General features: G+C 35.7%; 13 protein-coding genes, 1 tRNA gene and 1 riboswitch. Of the genes, 1 reads left to right on the top strand and 13 read right to left on the bottom strand.

The features are described 5' to 3' along the window. Positions 1 to 38: 38 nt before the first annotated feature. The 4 genes from Q0X59_RS02890 to Q0X59_RS02875 form a co-directional block, all read right to left on the bottom strand. Complete coding sequence (locus Q0X59_RS02890) at positions 39 to 923, bottom strand: energy-coupling factor transporter transmembrane component T (protein ID WP_297643006.1); 885 nt, start codon at positions 921 to 923, stop codon at positions 39 to 41. Further along, a complete protein-coding gene (locus Q0X59_RS02885) occupies positions 923 to 2,557 on the bottom strand; it encodes an ABC transporter ATP-binding protein (RefSeq protein ID WP_297643004.1) in 1,635 nt (544 codons plus the stop codon). The genes Q0X59_RS02890 and Q0X59_RS02885 overlap by 1 nt, the downstream gene beginning before the upstream one ends. 104 nt (positions 2,558 to 2,661) lie before the next feature. Further along, the gene (locus Q0X59_RS02880) at positions 2,662 to 3,267 is read right to left on the bottom strand and encodes an ECF transporter S component (RefSeq protein WP_297643002.1); all 606 of its coding nucleotides are present in this window, start codon (positions 3,265 to 3,267) and stop codon (positions 2,662 to 2,664) included. Between the two features lie 37 nt (positions 3,268 to 3,304). Continuing rightward, positions 3,305 to 3,406: riboswitch (TPP riboswitch) on the bottom strand. A 172-nt stretch (positions 3,407 to 3,578) separates the two neighbouring features. Further along, positions 3,579 to 3,655 (bottom strand) — tRNA-Pro (locus tag Q0X59_RS02875). A gap of 263 nt (positions 3,656 to 3,918) precedes the next feature. On the opposite strand from Q0X59_RS02875, the gene Q0X59_RS02870 reads away from it, so the two are divergent. Next, complete coding sequence (locus Q0X59_RS02870) at positions 3,919 to 5,064, top strand: ABC transporter permease (RefSeq protein ID WP_075523270.1); 1,146 nt, start codon at positions 3,919 to 3,921, stop codon at positions 5,062 to 5,064. A gap of 381 nt (positions 5,065 to 5,445) precedes the next feature. Here the strand turns inward: Q0X59_RS02870 and glgX are convergent, their stop codons facing one another. The 9 genes from glgX to Q0X59_RS02825 form a co-directional block, all read right to left on the bottom strand. Then, positions 5,446 to 7,563, bottom strand: coding sequence for a glycogen debranching protein GlgX (gene glgX / locus Q0X59_RS02865; protein WP_075523115.1), 2,118 nt, complete (start codon positions 7,561 to 7,563; stop codon positions 5,446 to 5,448). Positions 7,564 to 7,783: 220 nt separating this feature from the next. After that, a complete protein-coding gene (locus Q0X59_RS02860; protein ID WP_297643000.1) occupies positions 7,784 to 8,671 on the bottom strand; it encodes a Nif3-like dinuclear metal center hexameric protein in 888 nt (295 codons plus the stop codon). A 62-nt stretch (positions 8,672 to 8,733) separates the two neighbouring features. Further along, positions 8,734 to 11,904 (bottom strand): DNA polymerase I, encoded by a 3,171-nt coding sequence (gene polA / locus Q0X59_RS02855; protein ID WP_297642998.1) that lies wholly within the window; start codon positions 11,902 to 11,904, stop codon positions 8,734 to 8,736. A gap of 69 nt (positions 11,905 to 11,973) precedes the next feature. After that, positions 11,974 to 12,741 carry a response regulator gene (locus Q0X59_RS02850; RefSeq protein ID WP_075523118.1) on the bottom strand — a complete coding sequence of 256 codons (768 nt, stop codon included), beginning with the start codon at positions 12,739 to 12,741 and terminating at the stop codon, positions 11,974 to 11,976. A 261-nt stretch (positions 12,742 to 13,002) separates the two neighbouring features. Next, positions 13,003 to 14,115: a 1,4-dihydroxy-2-naphthoate octaprenyltransferase gene (gene menA, locus Q0X59_RS02845; RefSeq protein ID WP_297642995.1), complete on the bottom strand. Its 1,113-nt coding sequence runs from the start codon at positions 14,113 to 14,115 to the stop codon at positions 13,003 to 13,005. Between the two features lie 80 nt (positions 14,116 to 14,195). Further along, positions 14,196 to 14,969, bottom strand: coding sequence for an energy-coupling factor transporter transmembrane component T (locus Q0X59_RS02840; protein WP_075523120.1), 774 nt, complete (start codon positions 14,967 to 14,969; stop codon positions 14,196 to 14,198). Between the two features lie 14 nt (positions 14,970 to 14,983). Beyond that, positions 14,984 to 16,918: an energy-coupling factor transporter ATPase gene (locus Q0X59_RS02835; RefSeq protein ID WP_297643067.1), complete on the bottom strand. Its 1,935-nt coding sequence runs from the start codon at positions 16,916 to 16,918 to the stop codon at positions 14,984 to 14,986. Positions 16,919 to 17,202: 284 nt separating this feature from the next. Next, positions 17,203 to 17,814 (bottom strand): hypothetical protein, encoded by a 612-nt coding sequence (locus tag Q0X59_RS02830; RefSeq protein ID WP_199172726.1) that lies wholly within the window; start codon positions 17,812 to 17,814, stop codon positions 17,203 to 17,205. 461 nt (positions 17,815 to 18,275) lie between these two features. Continuing rightward, positions 18,276 to 19,652, bottom strand: a complete 1,377-nt coding sequence (locus tag Q0X59_RS02825; RefSeq protein WP_103042948.1) for a glycoside hydrolase family 3 protein — start codon at positions 19,650 to 19,652, stop codon at positions 18,276 to 18,278. Between the last annotated feature and the right edge of the window lie 64 nt (positions 19,653 to 19,716).

Raw genomic sequence — 19,716 nt, 5'->3', positions numbered from 1 at the left:
TAATCATACTAAAGTATCAAACACACCTTTATTATTATTTACATATGTATAAAAGCATTATGATAATATCCAGTTTTTATTGCAGCGGTAAGAGCAATAGCAGGAACTAGAATACATATAGCGTAAAAAATCCAATCTACAATTGTTAGCTTTGAATCCCTAGCTGGGCAACGCTTAATATCACTACCGAAAGCTCGCGCTTCCATAGCAGTTGCAAGTTTTGTACCACGTCTAATAGAAAGAACAAGCAAACCAAAAGATTGAGAAAACATACGTTGTATCGCCTTACTATCAGTTACACCGCGAGAACGTCTAGCAAGACCGAAAGCACGCCAATCGTCTTGTAATAAGGTAAACATACGCAATCCTGCTAATGCTCCATATACGAATCTAGGCGAAAAATGTAAGATTTGCACTAAACCATCTGCTAAATCAGTTGGATCAAGTCCAATAGCCAAAATAACTCCAGGCACTGCTACTGCAGCAACACGTACAAATGTGCTACAAGCAAAATATGCTGATCCTTGACTAATATGAATCAAACCAAATTGAAATAGCATTTTTCCAGAACTTTGTCCGTATAAAAGAACAGAGATAAAACTTCCAGATGCAGCAATCCACACTGGCCACGTATTACGTAAAACAGTCCAAGGCATAACTCCAGCAATAGCTAGAAGAATTAAATCTAATAAGAAAGCTACTGAAGAAGATACTATATCAAGCGTAATAAACATTGGTAAACATAGAAATAGTGCTCCAATAAAACGACTAATCGGATTAAGTTTACAAATAAACCACGATGGAGATTTAAGTCTTTCAGGCTCTACACGATCCGATGATGGAGTTACGTTAATACGCGAAACTTTTAGCAAATCTTCTTCATTTATTTTTTTAACTGTTGCGATATCGCATGTTTTCTTCATTATTTTACATTCCTTTCATCGCAACTTGTATTTTCTGTAGAATCTTCATGATCAACCCTGATTACGCGAGCATCCAAAGCCTGAACTAAAGCATCATCATGAGTGACCATAACTACAGCAGAACCACTATCTCTAATTTGTGCAATCAACTCAACCATAGAAGTCCAAGTAGTAAAATCTTGACCAAAAGTTGGCTCATCCATAATAACAACACGAGGTGCTGCAGCTAGCAAAGACGCAACAGAAAGACGCCTTTTCTCACCACCAGAAAGAGTATAAGGATTAGCTAGAGCGAAACGTTTAAGATTCATTCTTTCAAGCATTTCATCTGCAATTTTATAAGCTTCTTGCTTGCTTTTACCTTGCTTTTTTGGACCTATTGCAACTTCATCACGCACAAACGGAGTAATGAATTGATGTTCAGGTTCTTGAAATACCATTCCAACTCTTCCTAGCAACTCATGACTTTTCCAAGTAAAAAGATTGTTTTTACGCCCTTTTGGCACTAAATCTTCATTTAAACATACACTTCCAGATATAGGCTTTAACAATCCAGCAAGAGTAAGAGCTAAAGTAGTCTTTCCAGCACCATTAGGTCCCATTAAAACGCTTACTTCTCCAAATCGGAAACCTATATTAACATGCTCTGCTAATGGCTTGTTTCTACCAAACGCACAATCATCAGTGTAAAGAGCTAATTTAGAGCTATTATCATGTGATTTTTTAGGAGCAAAAGACTTAATCTTACGACCTGGGACCCATGCTCCTCCATCAGCTAACATATTTCCATACTTCGCAAATATTTCTTCAGGCTTACCATCAGCAATCACACAGCATGAAGAAACATCATTACTTTTTTCAACTACACAAGAATTATTTTCATTCGAAGAATCAGCAATATTACTATCTTCTTTACAACTATTATTTTCTTGAGCTTGCCAAGGTTTTCCTATTACAATAACTCTGTCAATTAAATCCATCCACACATCAATATGATGTTCAACAACAACCATAGTTGCGCCAGTTTTGTTAAGTACTCTAGAAACTGCATCGTGAACTTGTTTTACACCTTCAGGATCAAGATTGGCAGTTGGCTCATCTAATAGCAGCAAACCAGGATGCATAGAAAGTACACCAGCTAAAGCAAGACGCTGACGCTGACCTCCAGATAAACATTGAGTAGAACGGCGAAGTCCGATACTACCAGAAGTGATATCTTCAAGCCCCACTGCTTCAAGTGATTGACGAACACGATTCCAAGTTTCGTCAGCAGAAACACCAATATTCTCGCTACCAAAAGCAACATCGTCACCAATGCGCTCAAGTATTATTTGCGAGTCAGGATCTTGCATAACTAAACCGACTTTTCCGCGAGCTTTAGAAGCATCAATATCGTCAATAGAAAGACTTCCTTCAGCCATTCCTTCAGTTTCATCACCAAGAACTCCAGCTAAAGCTGACATCAACGTACTTTTACCAGCTCCTGAAGCTCCTAAAAGAAGCACTCTCTGACCAGGTTGAATCTTAATATTTATATGCCGCAATACAAAATCTTTACGAGTCGCATGACGCCAACCCCAATCCTTAGCAACAACACTAGCAGGATTCCAAGCAGCATTATCCGCAAGTTGCATAATAATAAACTTTCATTTAAAAGCTTTATAAATAATTAAAATATCGCGCTTTAAAGCCATGTATGACCATAAAGCGCGATTTTCATGACATTATTGACACTTAATCAAACTAAAGCTTGAGGACGTCCAGATTCAAAACGATCAAGCACACCAGTTGCAGCTAATGCTTTTTGTACAACCCACATAAGAATGCCAGCAATGATCAATCCTGAAATAATAGAAGTAACAACATTTGCTAAAGCATATTGTGCATTCCATTTTTGTCCGTTGCTTAACCAGTTATATGAGAAGCAAGCTAAGCCAGCTAAAGCTCCAGAAATAGACGCTGTAAGAAAATTCCAAGACTTATACAAGAAGAAGATAAACGCAAGTTCTGCGCCGATTCCTTGTATAATTCCAACAATTAAAGATCCACCAACACCCCACTGATTGCCTAAGAGAAGTTCAACAAATGCAGCAAGTGTTTCTGCAAACAAAGCAGAACCAGGCTTACGAACAATCAATGCAGCTAAAGGACCAGCGAACAGCCAAAAACCATTGCACAAACCTTCAGCGCCAGGCAAAAGACTTGCAGAAAAATCAATAGGAGCTGCACAGACAATGTCCCAAGCCCAGAACAATACGCCAGACGCAACTGCGATAATAGCGGCTATAACAATGTCAATAACACGCCAATGATTAGAATGCTTAGATACTGAAGTATCAACCATAATAAGTGCCTTTCTTTCTAAAATAAATAGATTTGGGCACGGGAAAAGAGCGACTTCCGTTGCTAATATTGCTTAGCTCACGTTCAATCGGTCGAAGCTAATGCTTCCTCTCAGCCTTGTGGCTCCCGAGTCAATATTTTTATAAACAAGGCGAACGCAAAAATCTATAATTGCGAAAGCCTAACACTACAACATTACACGTTAGTAAGACATATTAAAAGACGTACGTCAAAAAATCTGATTATAAGCAAAAATCAAATATATTGTGAAAGAAATAATAAAACCTAGGCTTCACACCTAGGCTTCACTGATGGTCGGGGTGACAGGATTCGAACCTGCGACATCCTGCTCCCAAAGCAGGCGCGCTACCAAACTGCGCTACACCCCGATGCTTTTAACTGAAATCCAGTTCCAAGCACAAGTGATTAGTGTAGCGCAAATCATCGCTCAACACAAATGCGACACGCTGTAAATATATAAATTATAAAAATATATTTCCAATATGTGTTTAAAACACGTCTTATTAAAACTCGTTTTATATACGAATAATTCTAACAAACTAAACAAACCCAAACACTAAACAAACCCAAACACTAAACAGCATTTCAACACGCACTAATACAATATACATGAAACAAGAAAGGTTAAATGATGGGTAAATTCCAACGCGCAGAAGCAGCAGGTCTTATATCATTCCTAGTCTGCGCAATACTAGCTATAGCTATCATGTATATTTACATGGGTACTATGCCAGCCATTTGGCAAGTAAGCCAACGTTTATTCACAGTTGCCTCAGGCACAGTCGCAATATGCAGCATGGGAGCTTTCATAGTAGGATATTTACGCACTCATGGAGAATTCGACAAAAAACGCTTAATAAAAATCATAAAAAACACTTTTGAAATAAGCGCATTATCAACTATTTACGGCGCAACAATGTTTCTCATGTCTTTCGCACTACTATCAATAATCAATAGCATTGTAGGACGAGCAGTTGTCAACAGTTATCTTCCTATACTTTGCTCAGGTCTTTCAGGAATAGTAGGATACGCAACACTAGTGCAAGCTGAACTATTAGAAGCAAAAACCGTTGCATCATTATTACCTATTTTTGTTATCTCAGGAGCAGCAACAGCTGGACTAACATCAGATGATCCATACTGGTATAACAATAATTTTTCACAATTAGGAGATCGAACAACATTTGCAGCTAGCATGTTTAACGCAACACTAATATTGGCTGGAATTTGCATTATTATTACAAGTTACTTCGCAATTGAAGAATTCATAGAAGCTCAACACACTCTTAAAAACAAAATACAATCAGATACACAAACACAAGATGAGCTAAACGAACAAACAAACAACAAATGCAATAATCATAAAGATCATCCTATAAAATATTTTTATATTCGCACTAGCATTATGGCTACCCTACTGATTCTTGGAGGAATAGCATTCATAGGAATTGGAACATTTAGATATACTCCTCACCCATTCATACACGATTTATGCGCTCGCGGTGTAACACTATTAGTAGGAGCAGTTCTTATTGGACTTCCATGGCTAGCACCGCAGCTTTCAAGAACTTTTTATATAGCATCCGATTTAGCAATAATTATTACTTCATTAGCTGGAACTCAATGGTTAAATGGGCACAACACTCTAACAAATGTTGAAGCACTATCATGCCTTCTATTTTTAGGATGGATTATAGTATTTTCTCGACAAGTTGCAGCACTACAAAGCGACAGAATACAAGGTAACTCATATTCACAAAATAAACATAATGCGTAAAATACAAAGATTCTACGCATTATGTTTCAACTATGTGATTGTTTGCGAAATAATTTTTATACACTTTTTGACTAGCAATCAAAATGATGAGTTTTGTAAAACTACGTATAAGCTTGCTGACAATGTAATTTCGCACTCATCATGTACTAGTGAGGTGTGGAAAATACTTAACGAACAATAAAAAGCGAAACGGTATTTAAAAAAGTTGCACCTAATCCAAACTCTTTATAAAACTAAAGTAACCTAAAATCTAACTTTTACTATTACAAGCAACAACATTTAAACGAACGTAAAAAGTTGAAGCTCCTGTGAGGTAAGTATTTTCCACGCTTCACAACAACAGTCATATTCTGTAAACAAACCTATACGTTATTTGACGCTCTACTTCTCGCTCATCAAAAGCAAAAAACTCCTTGAATGCGCAACGATATTAAAACCAGATTCATAATGCAATTGTGGACCTTTAGGATTATTAGTATCAACAACTAAAGTCCATTTTTCACCATATCTTTTATCTGGCAAAGTGAATGTAATAGGCTCATAATGTGCGTTAAAAATCAATATGAAGTCATTATCTACCATTCTCCGTCCATACCAGTCAGTTTCTGGAATATCTGAACCATTCAAATAGATCATAACCGACAACGCGTGAGTATTAGTCCACGCATGCATATCCATAACAACACCAGTGTGATCAAACCACTCAACTTGCGGAATCTCTGAAACATCATCATCCGCTTGACGACCAGTAAAGAATCTACGACGATGCAATACAGGATGATCCAATCTCAAATGAATTAGTTTCGAAACGAAATCAAACATTTCTTGTTGAGTTTCATTCACTTCCCAATTCATCCAAGAAATACTGTTATCCTGACAATATGCATTATTATTACCATTTTGAGTACGCATAATCTCATCGCCAGCACAAATCATAGGAATGCCCTGACTCATTAACAAAGTTGAAAATAGATTACGCATTTGGCGCTGACGAAGATCATTTACATCGTGTATACTTGTTGGTCCTTCAACACCGCAATTCCAAGAGCGATTATCGTTAGCACCATCATTATTGCCTTCTTTATTTGCTTCATTATGTTTCTCGTTATAGCTCACTAAATCATTCATAGTGAAACCATCATGAGCAGTAATAAAGTTCACAGAAGCAACAGGCTTTCGTCCATTTTGCTCATACAAATCTGAGCTTCCCATAAGACGGCTAGCAAACTCAGGCAGTGTTGAAGGCTGAGAACGCCAAAAATCGCGAACGCAATCGCGATATCTTCCATTCCACTCAGACCAACTTGGAGGGAATCCTCCAACTTGATATCCCCCAACTCCAATATCCCACGGCTCAGCAATAAGCTTAACACTTGAAATAATTGGATCTTGCTCAATAATATCGAAGAACGCTGAAAGCTTATCAACCTCTTGGAATTGGCGAGCCAAAGTTGCAGCTAAATCAAATCGAAAACCGTCTACATGCATTTGAGTAACCCAATAACGTAAACTATCAGTAATCAAACGCAAAGCTTTAGGCGAGCGCATAAGAAGAGAATTACCTGTTCCAGTAGTATCAAAGTAATGTCTTTGATCGTTGTCAACCAAACGGTAATAAGCACGATTGTCAATACCACGGAAACTTAAAGTTGGACCTCTATCATTACCTTCAGCAGTATGGTTATAAACTACATCGAGAATTACTTCCATACCAGCAGCATGATAAGCCTTAACCATTGCTTTAAATTCATTAACTTGTTCTCCGCGCTGACCAGAGCTAGAGTATGAATTTTGCGGAGCAAAGAATCCAATTGTGTTATATCCCCAATAATTACTCAAACCTTTATTTTGCAAGAATGAGTCATTTACAAATTGATGAATAGGCATTAACTCTATAGCAGTAACACCTAATTTCTTCAAATAACTAATAACAGTTGGATGAGCCAAGCCAGCATAAGTTCCACGAATTTCCGGAGGAACTTGACGATCTAAATTAGTCATACCACGAACATGAGCTTCATAAATAACTGAGTCATGGTAAGGAATCATAGGGTGCTGATCATTACCCCAATCAAAGTAAGGATTGATTACTGCAGCCTTCATTGTATGAGATGCAGAATCTAAAGTGTTCATTGCTGTAATATCGTCTGGATTATTAAACCAATAAGAAAATAGGCTTTCATCTCCGTCAATATTACCCTCGATAGCTTTCGCATAAGGATCTAGAAGTAACTTGTTTGGATTACACCACAATCCGTGCGCTGGATCGTACGGTCCATGAACGCGATACCCATAACGTTGACCAGGCTGAACACCCGATATGTAAGTGTGCCACACATATGAATTTTGTTCTGCAATATCAATACGAGTTTCATTATCTTGCTCATCAAACAAACATAATTCAACACGCTTTGCTACTTCTGAAAATAGCGCGAAATTCACACCCGCGCCATCATACGTGGCACCAAGCGGGTACATAGAACCTGGTCTAATCTGCATAATCTAAGTATCGCATATATTTTTGCAAGTTTCATGAATATATTAGCGTTTCTTTAGAAAAGTATAAAGAATACGCTAAAAATACTTTTATTGTGCAAATTTTTGTTTATAAACAGCCTTATTTTGCGTGTTGTTTCAGAAATTTATCAATAAAATTTATGTAATTAAAACAAACTAAAATGCAAAAAGCTACATAGAAGTAACTAAAAACACGCTAAAACTAGTGAATTACATAATTCCACGGATCTGTAGACTCTTTAAGCAAAACAACTTGAGGAGCACTACCGCAAATAGATTCAACAGCTTTAGATATGTCTTCAACAGCATAGTTAAACCACAATGACTCTATTGCACTATGAGCAGTATTAATGAGCATAGGCTTAAAATTAGAATCACATGAATCCAATAATCCACAATTTTTACGCAACGAAAACTCGTAACGAGCTTGCTCTATAGCATCAAGAGCAGGATGATGGCGCAAATCACTTGTAACATATACATCTGCACCACTTGCTCTAACTTCATTAAATAACGAATCCCCAGACCCAGGCAAAACTGCTATTTTAGAAACTTGAGCATCAATATCGCCACAAACTTGTATTCCAACTTCACTATGAGGTATTGCATTAAACACTCTATTAGCAAATTCACTCAAGCTAACTGGACTATCTAATTCTCCGATTCTTCCTAATCCAACTTCATTACCATTAGAATCTTTCGTTTGAAAAACTAGAGGATGTTGATTAAACAAACCTAAAGAATCAGCTGCAGCATGCGCAACTCCCCTGTAAGCGCAATCAGCGTTAGTATGACCAACCCATAATCCGCAATGATTTTCTACAAGATTACGAACAATTTCACCACGTACTGAACGACCAGAAACTTCATGTACAGCACGGAAAAATAGAGGATGATGAGTTACTAATAAATCAGCACCCATATTGCACGCGCGCTTAACAACTTCTAAAGTAGGATCAACTGCACATACAATGCGTTTAACAGATGCAGACATATCTCCAACAATAAGTCCAGGCTCATCCCAAGATTCAGCAAATTCAAGAGGGTAAAGCGATTCTAACGCTTGTACTGTTTGAAATAATGACGCCATAATTTTCTCTTTTTTCGGGTTTTTAGCGTGTTGCAGCTTCCAATATTAAACAACTATATAAATTAGTGAGCAGCCAATTGCCAATCAGCGCCTACACCTGTTGAAATATTTAGAGGAACACTCAAATCAACAGTATGTTCCATAGCATTACGAACAATATTTTCAACTTGTTTTAACTCTCCAGGAGCTATTTCAAGAACAAGTTCATCGTGTATTTGCAATATAACTCGACTTAAAACTCCGTTTTCACGCAAATCATTATCTACTTTAATCATCGCCATTTTCATAATATCTGCAGCAGTTCCTTGAATAGGAGCATTCAAAGCAGCACGCTCAGCAGATTCACGAAGAACACGATTTTTAGAATGTAATTGAGGGAAATATCTTCTTCTACCAAACATAGTTTCTGTATATCCACGGCAACGAGCTTTATCTACTAAAGATTCCAAATAATCATGAACTTTACCAAAAGTAGCAAAATACTTATTTTTCAACACCAATGCTTCTCTTGGAGCAATAGAAAGCTGTTTCGCTAAACCATAAGTGCTTAAACCATAAGCCAAACCATAACTCATAGCTTTAACATGAGTACGCTGATCAGAAGTGACTTCATCCATAGGAATTGAATAAACCATACTTGCTACGTATCTATGGAAATCAACACCAGAACAAAATGCTTTAATTAAAGATTCATCTTTAGAAGCATGAGCCATAATACGCAATTCCACTTGCGAATAATCGCAACTCATAAGCGATTCATAACCTTCACCTGAAACGAATGCAGCGCGAATTTCACGACCTTGAGCATTACGATTAGGTATATTTTGCAAATTTGGATCTACTGAACTTAAACGACCTGTAGCTGCAATAGTTTGCTCATAGGTAGTATGAACTCTGCCATCTTTATAATGAGCTGCATCTATAAGACTTTGAACAATTTGCTTCAACTTATTAGTTTCACGATGCTTAAGTAAAGCTCCTAAAAATTGGCTAGCTGGCTCATCAGAATCTATTTTCGCATACAATTCTTGAAGAGCTTCAGCATTTGTAGTTAAAGATCCACTTTTAGTACGACGAGTTGGCTTTAATGCCATATCTTCGAAAAGGATTTGTTGCACTTGCTTAGGGCTTTGCAAATTAACATGCTTACCTGCAATATCCCACGCGATATTTTGAGCCAATTGCGAATCAGAAACAAATTGATCACGCATCTCAATTAAGCGATTCATATCTACAGCAGCACCGCAATCTTCCATTCTTCTAAGAACTCTAGAAATTGGCATTTCAAGGTTTAACATCAATGATGTTTGCTTACGTTCACGAAGAATTGGCGTAAAATACGTAAATAACGCACGAATAAGAATAGCTTTAGTAATAAGTTGTTTAAAACTATCTGATTCTTGTACTGATTGCTGTTCTAAATCAGCAGAATCTGTATCAAGAAGAATATCTAATTCACCTTGCTTAGTAGCTACTGTTTCGTTAGACGTTTCAATCTCAACGCCAAAAAAGTGTTTTACAACTCCTTCAATAGTTTCTGACTTTGAATCAGGCTCAACAAGATAAGCAGCTAAACGAGTATCCATCGCAGGAGTGAAATCATTTGAAGAATCAATAACTGTGAGGAATCTTAATAATGCTAAATGTTTTTTATAATCATGAAGAACTACTAACGAAGAATATTTTCGTATATATGAGCGCAAAGCATCAAATATTAGCAAAATTGTTTTCTTATTAGAAGAACTATCATTATGGTCACTATTATGCGCTCTAGCAGAAGAATCACTAGAAAGTTCATCGCATTTACGCAAATTAGATGAAGAATCACAAATATTATTTCCGCTAGAATCTACATTATTTCTCAGCAAATTAGACAAGAAAAGTAATTGTGAAGATTGCAATTTAATAACAGCAACTTTAGAATCTACCATAATTACAAGAGAGTCTGCACGAGGGACACCATTATAATTATCATGCTGAGTTTCATTTGCATAAAGCACAAGCGGACATTTAATATTTTTCTCATTATTATCAGAATCCAGCTGAGAATTCAACTGGGAATCCAGATAATCCGAAACAGAATTAAACCAATCATTTACATCTTTAACAGAAGTTATATTAGTAACTTCACATTTGTCAATCTCATCTTCTAAATTGTCTAATTCGCTATAATTTGAATTCTCGAAAGCTTTATTTGAATCACAATTACTAGAATTACTAGAACTACTAGAATTACTACTTGTAGATTCTTTAGAATAATTATCTTGCGAAGCATGAAGCATAGTATACATGTCGTCGTCCAAATCTTTTTTATTATAATTGAACACACGCATTATTTTTCGCTTCTTATTCTCACCAAATTCCAAACGAGAAAGAATAGAACCTAATTTAGAAGCATCAACCGCACCATAACTTAAATCGTCAATTTTTATATCTAAATCTACATTTCTAACAAGTGCATTAACTTTACGATTCAAACGGATTTGCTCAATATTATCTCGTAAAGCTTCACCTCTTTTACCAGTAATTTCATCAGCATGCGCAAAAATACTTTCTAAATCACCAAACTGATTTATCCATTTAGCAGCATAACCATCACCAACTCCAGGAACACCAGGAATATTATCGGATTTTTCACCACGCAATGCTGCTAAATCAGGATATTGATTAGGGAAAACTTGATATTTATTAAACACTTCCTCAGCATTCATATGTTTCAAATCTTTGAAATGCTGACCAGGATACAACACTGTAATATGATCATCGATCAATTGAAAAGCATCTCGATCTCCAGATAAAACTAAAGTTCGATAATTATCCTTTTCACCCATCGTAGCAATTGTTGCAATAATATCGTCACCTTCAAATCCGGACTTTTCTACGTAAACAACACCTAAAGACTTCAATAATTCTTGCAAAATTGGAAATTGAGAAATCAACTCTTCTGGAGCAGCATCTCGCGTGCCTTTATATTGAGGCAGCATTTTATTTCTAAAAGTTCCACCTTTAACATCAAAAGCAATCGCTAATTTATTTGGCTTTTCTGATTCAATAACAGTCGAAAGCATAGTCATGAATCCCCAAATAGCATTTGTTGACTGACCATCTCGAGTTACAAATTTTTCTGAAGGTATAGCAAAAAAAGCACGGAACGCAAGCGAATGGCCATCAACAACCAGCAACGTCCCTTTCTCGTTCTTTCTATCTAAAGGTTCAACGATGTTGGAATTCACTGTTGACCACTCACCTACATTCCGTATAACTATAACTTACTTTTAAAAATAAAATAACAAAAAATATCACTACTCTTCAGATGGTTTATCATCGCTATATTTTGCGATAATTGCCATAGCAAGACGCTTCTTAGGAATACGCTGATCCATAGAAGTCTTTTGAATCCAACGGAAAGCTCCTTGCTCAGAGAACCCAGCTTTATCCATAAGCATGCCTTTAGCTCTGTCTACAAGCTTACGCTCTTCAAGAGTATCTTCAGCTTTCTTAAGCTTTTCAACAGTTGCACGCAACTGATCTTCAGTATCATGAAGCTGAGTTTCTGTACGCTCAACGCTATCAAGCAAATCATTGATTTCACCAAAACGACCCATAGCAACTTCTAATGCAGGAAGAAGTTTAGACTCCTCATAAGGCTTAGTAACATAAGCCATAGCACCTGCGCCTGTTGCTTTCTTAACTAAATCAGTTTGAGAATATGCAGTAAGCATAACAACTGGAGCAATATTTTCATCGCAAATAGTAGCTGCAGCTTGAATACCATCAACAACCGGCATTTTAACATCCATGCAAACAACATCCGGATGATGTTTACGAGTTAATTCAATTGCCTCTTCACCGTTAGCAGCTTGACCAACTACTTTGTAACCATTGTCTTCAAGCATTGCGACTAAATCCATGCGATTAACAGCTTCATCTTCTGCAACAACTACAGTGCGCATTCCATCATCTACATTAGATTCTTCACTAGGATTTTCATTAGCAGCGGCTTTAAGCTCCTCATCAGTAAGCACCACAGGCATTTCGCCAGATGCTTCACCATCACGTAATTCAGACATACAAACCTCATTTCCTTGCCCAACTTTAGGCAACACCGCCGTGTATCTTTTAGCGAGCGCATGCCAACAAACACTTCATTCACATATACCACACGGTAGTATGTGTAATTTTTACCCAATTAAGGCATAACGCGCACAACGTTCGTGAGTATCAATCGTACATATAAGCATGTATAAGACGCGCAAGTGGCAACGCTTTTATATAAAAAGTTAAGGCAGTAAAAGTAATTTTTATAATCACAAAAGATATCACAAAAGATATCACAAAATAGATAACAAAAATAACAATGTAGATATTGCAGTTAACATAGATACACTAACGCATAATGGAAAAGCACGTTTGTAATCGCTTTTATGCAATACTCGTATCAATGAAATTCCTTTAATGAACATAATTGCAAGAACAGCTAATTGCAAAATACATTGAGATATAAATAAACATAATCTAAAAGTATTAAACGCGAAACCTTGAATCAATCCGTCTTTAAAATTAACTCCAAAATGCCAAACAGATGGCATAAAAGATGGGAAAATCAAACTAGCAACAGAATAAAAAGTCATAAAAACTAATACCATAACTACTACATAAGAGCACAAGGTCTGCCCTGCTTTTTCACCAATTCGCACCATTGCAGTTAGCTTTCCATGATTTTTATCTACATTTATATCTCTAAGATTGTTAATCATCATTAAGCATGCAGAACAACCTCCTGGAATAAAAGACATTGCAACACATGCAAAAGAAGAAAGCGGAGAATTTATAACAATATGATTTGAAATTCCAATTCCATAAAAAATAATGCATAAAGTTCCAATGAATGCAACAGGTCCAAAAAATGTAAATGCGCTTATTTCCCCAAAACCGTAATATCCATACGGATGTTTACCTCCTGCATAAAACCATGCTGAAGCTAAGCATAAGATACCTATTAAAATAAACAACCATAATCCTGAGATAACAATAGCAATCAAACCACATAAGCATCCACATAATGCACAAATAATCATAGAGTTACGAACTTGATGTCTTGTAATACCAGCATCAGCTAACTTCCAAGAAACATCGCATAACGATGACTTATTCTTCTTTTGAAAATCATTATTAACTGTATTTCGTAAATTGCGATTATCATCCAAACCTTTTATACCATCGCAATAATCATTAGCGTAATTAACTGATATTTGCAAGAAAAGCGCGATCCCAATACAAAGTATGAATTGTATTATTAACCTAAAAACATTAGTTGAACTAATAAAACAATATGAATTTTTAACTACTCTTATAGCAACAACACCAGCCATAACAACTGGAACTAAGCCAATAGGAAGGGTGTATATACGAGCGCCTTTAATCCAAAACTTAATATTATTCATTACACACCTCAATGCTTTTAACAAAACGCTTGAATGTTAAAACAACCTATATTCAGATTTACACATACTAAAAACTTGCATCACACTATGTATGGAGCGAAACACGAAATAAGTATAGGAGCAACAAGAAGAATCACAGAAATAGTAAATATAATCAAATCGCGCCAAGTGAATGAATATTTATAATATGAAGATGCGCTATTTCTAAGATAAAATCCCCTATGTTCTGCAGCTAAAGCACACGAATCTGCTTTGCGCACAGAAGTTATAACTAAAGGCACAATTAAAGGAGCCATAAGTATTAACTTTTTAAAAGGATTCTTCGTATCAAACTCGACTCCTCTAGCAGTTTGAGCTTCACTAATAGCAGACATTTCTTGTGCGAAAATTGGCACAAAACGAACAGCTGTAGTAATCGTAAAAGCATAACAATACGGAATATGCAAATATTGAACTATAGAATTTGCAAGATCGTTTAATTTAGTTACATTAAAAACGCTAACTAAAGGCAATGCAAAGCAAAATAGTTTTAAAGAAGATTTTGCACTAATATCAACACCACTTTGAGTAAACCATAAAAATATATAGTGACCTTTTTGCATAACAATTGTTTGCATAATAAACATAACAAGAGTGAATACAATAACAGCTTTAATAAGAGTAAGCATAGAAGAGAAAATATGTGAACAAGCTATTGAAACTAATGTAAGAACTATTAAAGCAATAAGAACGCTATACTGTTGAGCAATAAACACACTTATTACTGCGCTTGTTGCAAGAGCAAGTTTAGCAATAGGATTTGCTTTATGAAAAAATGTATTTCCATGCTGGTAAGTCAATAATTTCGTTTTCATAAATATCAGCTACCTTACTTTTCACAATTAAAATCTCTATTTATTCGCGATTTAGCGTTTCGCAATGCTTCTACAAGTTCAGATCTAACATATAAACCATCACATTGCTTAAAACCGTGCTCAACTAAACCTTTAGAAACAGAACAAAGTAATGGCGGACATAATGAAGCAGCTTTAGTAACTTCTGGATTTTCAAAAACATCGCGAGCACATCCATCAATAATAAGTTTCCCATCATTGATTGTTATAAGACGAGTTGCGTAATCAAGTACTACTTCCATATCGTGGCAAACCATAATCACACAACATCCATGATCTCGCAAATCTTCAACTACTTGCATAATTCGAACGCATTCGCGATAATCAAGACCACAAGTCGGCTCATCAAGAACTAGTATTTTAGGACGCGTTACAACAGTTGCAGCCAATGCGACCATTTGACGCTGACCGCGAGACAACATGAACGGAATATCAAGAGGGTTAAGATTAAGTTTTTCAATAACTTCCATTGCATGCGCTTGAGCTTGATTAGAATCTTCACCAATTAACTTACAACTAAAAGCTACTTCTTCAAGAACAGTTTCTTTGCATAATTGATAATCAGGATTTTGGAATAATGTAGATACATATTTTGCTATTTGACTGATTCGTAGCGTTTTAGTATCAATTCCATCGATTATTACACTACCTTTTGTAGGTCTTAATAAACCGTTGATAATCTTTGTAATAGTTGTTTTACCAGCGCCATTTCTTCCAATTAACGCAATCAATTCACCACTGTTTGCATTAAATGAAACATCTTCAAGAGCTTTAACACCATTTGTATAAGCAAAACTCACATGATTCAGCGATAAGCATGGATTTGCAAAACTATTAGATTTTATAATGCGAGAGTCAGAAAGTTCATTAACAGATTCTAAAATATTTGCATTATTTTCATCAGAAGTTTCAGAAATATTAGAAGAATCAAAAGTATTAGAAGAATTAGAAGAATCAGAAGTATTAGAAGTATTAGGAATATCAGATTGCAAAGTTTTAACAATAGTATCTACAGTTTCTTCAACTCCAACAGTAAGCTCAGAATTACTACAAATTTGTTCCTCTTGCAATTGCTTAATTAGATGAGTAGTACGCGGATAATTGATACCAACTTCACTAAGCAAATCAGCATTTTTAAGAGCAACTCCTGTAGGAGCATCCATCACAAGCTCACCTTTAGAAAGCACAATAAGACGCTTACAATACTCGCTTAATAAAGCCACTTTTTGCTCAATTACTACAACAGTAATACCAAAGTTTCTATTCAAATCTCTTAAAACATCGAAAATCATACGAGAAGAAACTGGATCTAACGCACAAGTTGGCTCATCTAATACCATAACTTTAGGTTTTAAAGCCAAAATAGCAGCAATAGCAACCTTCTGCTTCTGACCTCCAGATAGCGTATCTAAATCACGATTACGCAAGTTAGTAATACCAACAGTTTCAAGAGCATTCTCTATACGAGGAAGGATTTCATCGTGCGGAACTGAAAAGTTTTCTAAACCAAAAAGCAACTCGTCTTCCACATTTGCAGCAACCATTTGAGCGTCAATATCTTGAATAACAGAACCAATTAAGCAAGCAATATTAGTAAGTTCAAGACTATTAGTGTCATATCCTGCAATATTCACAGTTCCAGAAAGATGTCCTGAATAATGATGAGGAATAGCACCAGAAAAAAGCGAAGCAAGAGTTGTTTTACCAGCGCCACTTGGTCCAATAATTCCAACAAATTCACCTGTATAAATACTAAGATTTACTTTATTAAGAGCAAAGTTAAGATTACTTTCATTATGTTTCTTATCTTTAGACTCATTATTTCCATCACGATGAATAATGTATTGAAAAGATACATCGTTTAATTCAAGCAATGGCTTAACACTGTTGGAATCATGAGTTTCTTCCATAATCTCTTTACGCTGTCCCGTCCGTTCAAGTAAGCGATTGTCTGAAATCTCTTCTTTTTTTGTTTGCATAACAATTCTCAACTCTAACACACTCGCACAAACACACGAATTTTTGCATAAAACAACGCCACAAGTTGGCACTAACTACATTCATAGCTAGTGCCAACCCACGCTTAATTCATAACTACGCTTAATTCATAACTACGCTTAATTCATAACTACGCACACTATGCCTACAAATAATAACAAATAAAATTACATGCATTTTACGTAGCTGAATTCACTTACTTATGCAATACAAGCCTTATTGGAGTGTAAAGAATCTCAACAATAATAGCATTAAACGCAGCAGTGCCAAAAATAATTGGCAACATTCCTATTATCATTTCTGGGGAATGCATAATAAAGCAAGTAGCAATAGAAGCGAAAATGCAGCCAGAAATTACTGTTGTAACAAAAGTAGCAATAAATGGGAAAACACTTACTTTACGAGCAGCATCCTTTGGGAAGAGATGGACATATCCAATTAAAATAGCTGTCATAATAATTGCAGCAGGAATATCACACGCATATTCAAGGAATGGAATCGAAGTATTAAGTTGAATTAATGTTGCAGCAAGGGCTCCAATAATAGCTCCTTGATAAATCTTTGGACGAACTAATAAAATCGCCAAGCAGAAGGAAGCAATAACAAACTCAGGCTGGATATTTCCAATACGAAGAGGTTTAGCAACAGTAAAATCAAGAATGCATCCTGCAGCAAATAAAACTGCAACTAAAACTAATGAAGTAATATCTAAAGCATGATGCTTTACTTTCACATTTTGCATCATTGATGATGCGTCATAAGTTGTTGGATTGGTAATATTAGCGTCAACTCCATTTTTTTCATTCATTTCGTTATCCATGATTTCTCTCCTTGTTTATGCTCTATAAGCGAATATAGCGCAATCGAATTTTTGTGATTTTGAAAATTAAGCTTGTTATACAAAAAGACCCCCGGTTTACCCGGAGGTCTTTACAAGCTTTACTTTATTTGTGCAGCTTCTAAAACTTCAGAGTAAACTTACGCCAAAGAGAAGTCTGCCACCACCACATACGAACAGCACTACGAACATCGAGAGATTGAGCATTCATGTTACGCATGATATCTACCTCCCAAATTCATACACTTACAGTGGTTATTCACAAAACTTAATTCAAATAAGATATAAGTTTGTGTTGTCATTGATGCTAACACTATAAGCGTACAAAAGCAAATATAATTTGAATAAAAAATAAATATAGCGAAACAAAACAACTTGAAAAACTATAAAATAAAACAAAAAAATAAAACAAAAAAAGCAAAACAAAATAACTAATTTAAAGATGAAGATTCAAGATGCAACTTAACTCTAATAATACGGCGAACAGACTCGTCAATACGTTTCTCACTTATAGAACCATTTCGAACAGCTCTCAATACGGATTTATAAGCTACAGAAAGATCTTGAGGGCACAAAAGCATATCTAATCCAGCACGAATACCTTGAACTGCTGCTTGACCTGATGAGAAAGAATTAGTTATAGCACCCATACCCATAGAATCAGATATAAGAACACCGTCATACTTCAACTTTTTACGAGCTAAACCTGTAACAATCTTTTCAGACATGCTCGCTGGAGTATTATCGCCTGTAACTTTCGGATAAGACACGTGCGAAACCATAATAAATTGCACTCCAATTTCAGACGCGTCTTTGAATGGTTTCAAATCAACATGTTCCAATTCTTTTTCATTAAGATCAGAAATAGTAATACCTTTATGAGAATCCTCTTTAGTAGAACCATGACCAGGGAAATGCTTATAAGTAGCAAAAATATTAGAAGATTGCAATCCTTGTGTAAAAGCAGAAGTCATATTAGTTACAAGATTAGGATCAGAACCAAATGATCTTTTACGCATTAGTTCATTATTCGGATTAGTTAAAACATCTGCTACAGGAGCAAAATCAACATTAAATCCTAGATCAGAAAGATACTTGCCCATATATCTTCCAATTTGCAACGCTTTGATAGTCTTTTTAGACGCACCAACATCGCTCATATTAGGAGAATCTTTAACATTCATAGCATGATTTTTACTAACACGAGCTACAGTTCCACCTTCTTCATCTACTGAAATCAATGCAGGCAAACTAACTCTAGATTGACTTAAAGATTGAAAACTAGATATCATATTTTTAGTTTGATTTGGATCTAACAAATTTTCGGACTTATACATGATTCCGCCAACAGGAATCGCGTAAAATCTCTTATATGTTGCTCTATTTGTGGAAGTAACAGCATTCTTCACACCAATCAATTGTTCAGGAGTTACCATAAACATTTGAGCAATTTTATCTTCTAGAGTCATAGATTTCAGTATTTTATCGACTTCTTCATTTGAAACATTAAAACGAAAACGATATTTTTTTGTAGCATTATGAGATTTATCTCTAGAATTAGATAGTATACTTTCTCGCGAAGATGCATTAAAACCGCTAGGCAAACTATTTTCATAAATTTTATAAGCGCCAAAAATAATTACAGATATAACAGAAATAATTGCAATTACAGACACAAAACTTATAAATATATTTCGCAACGAAAAGCTGTGAACACGCCGCATACATACACGCGTTGCGCGATTTGCATCACGTCTTATGCGTGGGTTCGAGTGAGCCGAAGACCGCGGATCTTTGCAATTAAACATATTCACCACCACGTTTTGATTTTACGCGCTTAAACTTATCAATAATTTAAACTTTTATAAACTT

Source organism: uncultured Gardnerella sp., from assembly GCF_947280595.1.
In the GTDB taxonomy this organism is placed as follows: domain Bacteria; phylum Actinomycetota; class Actinomycetes; order Actinomycetales; family Bifidobacteriaceae; genus Bifidobacterium; species Bifidobacterium vaginale_A.
The sequence above is the reverse complement of the archived record's forward strand: the minus strand, read 5'-3'. Positions and strand labels throughout refer to the sequence as shown.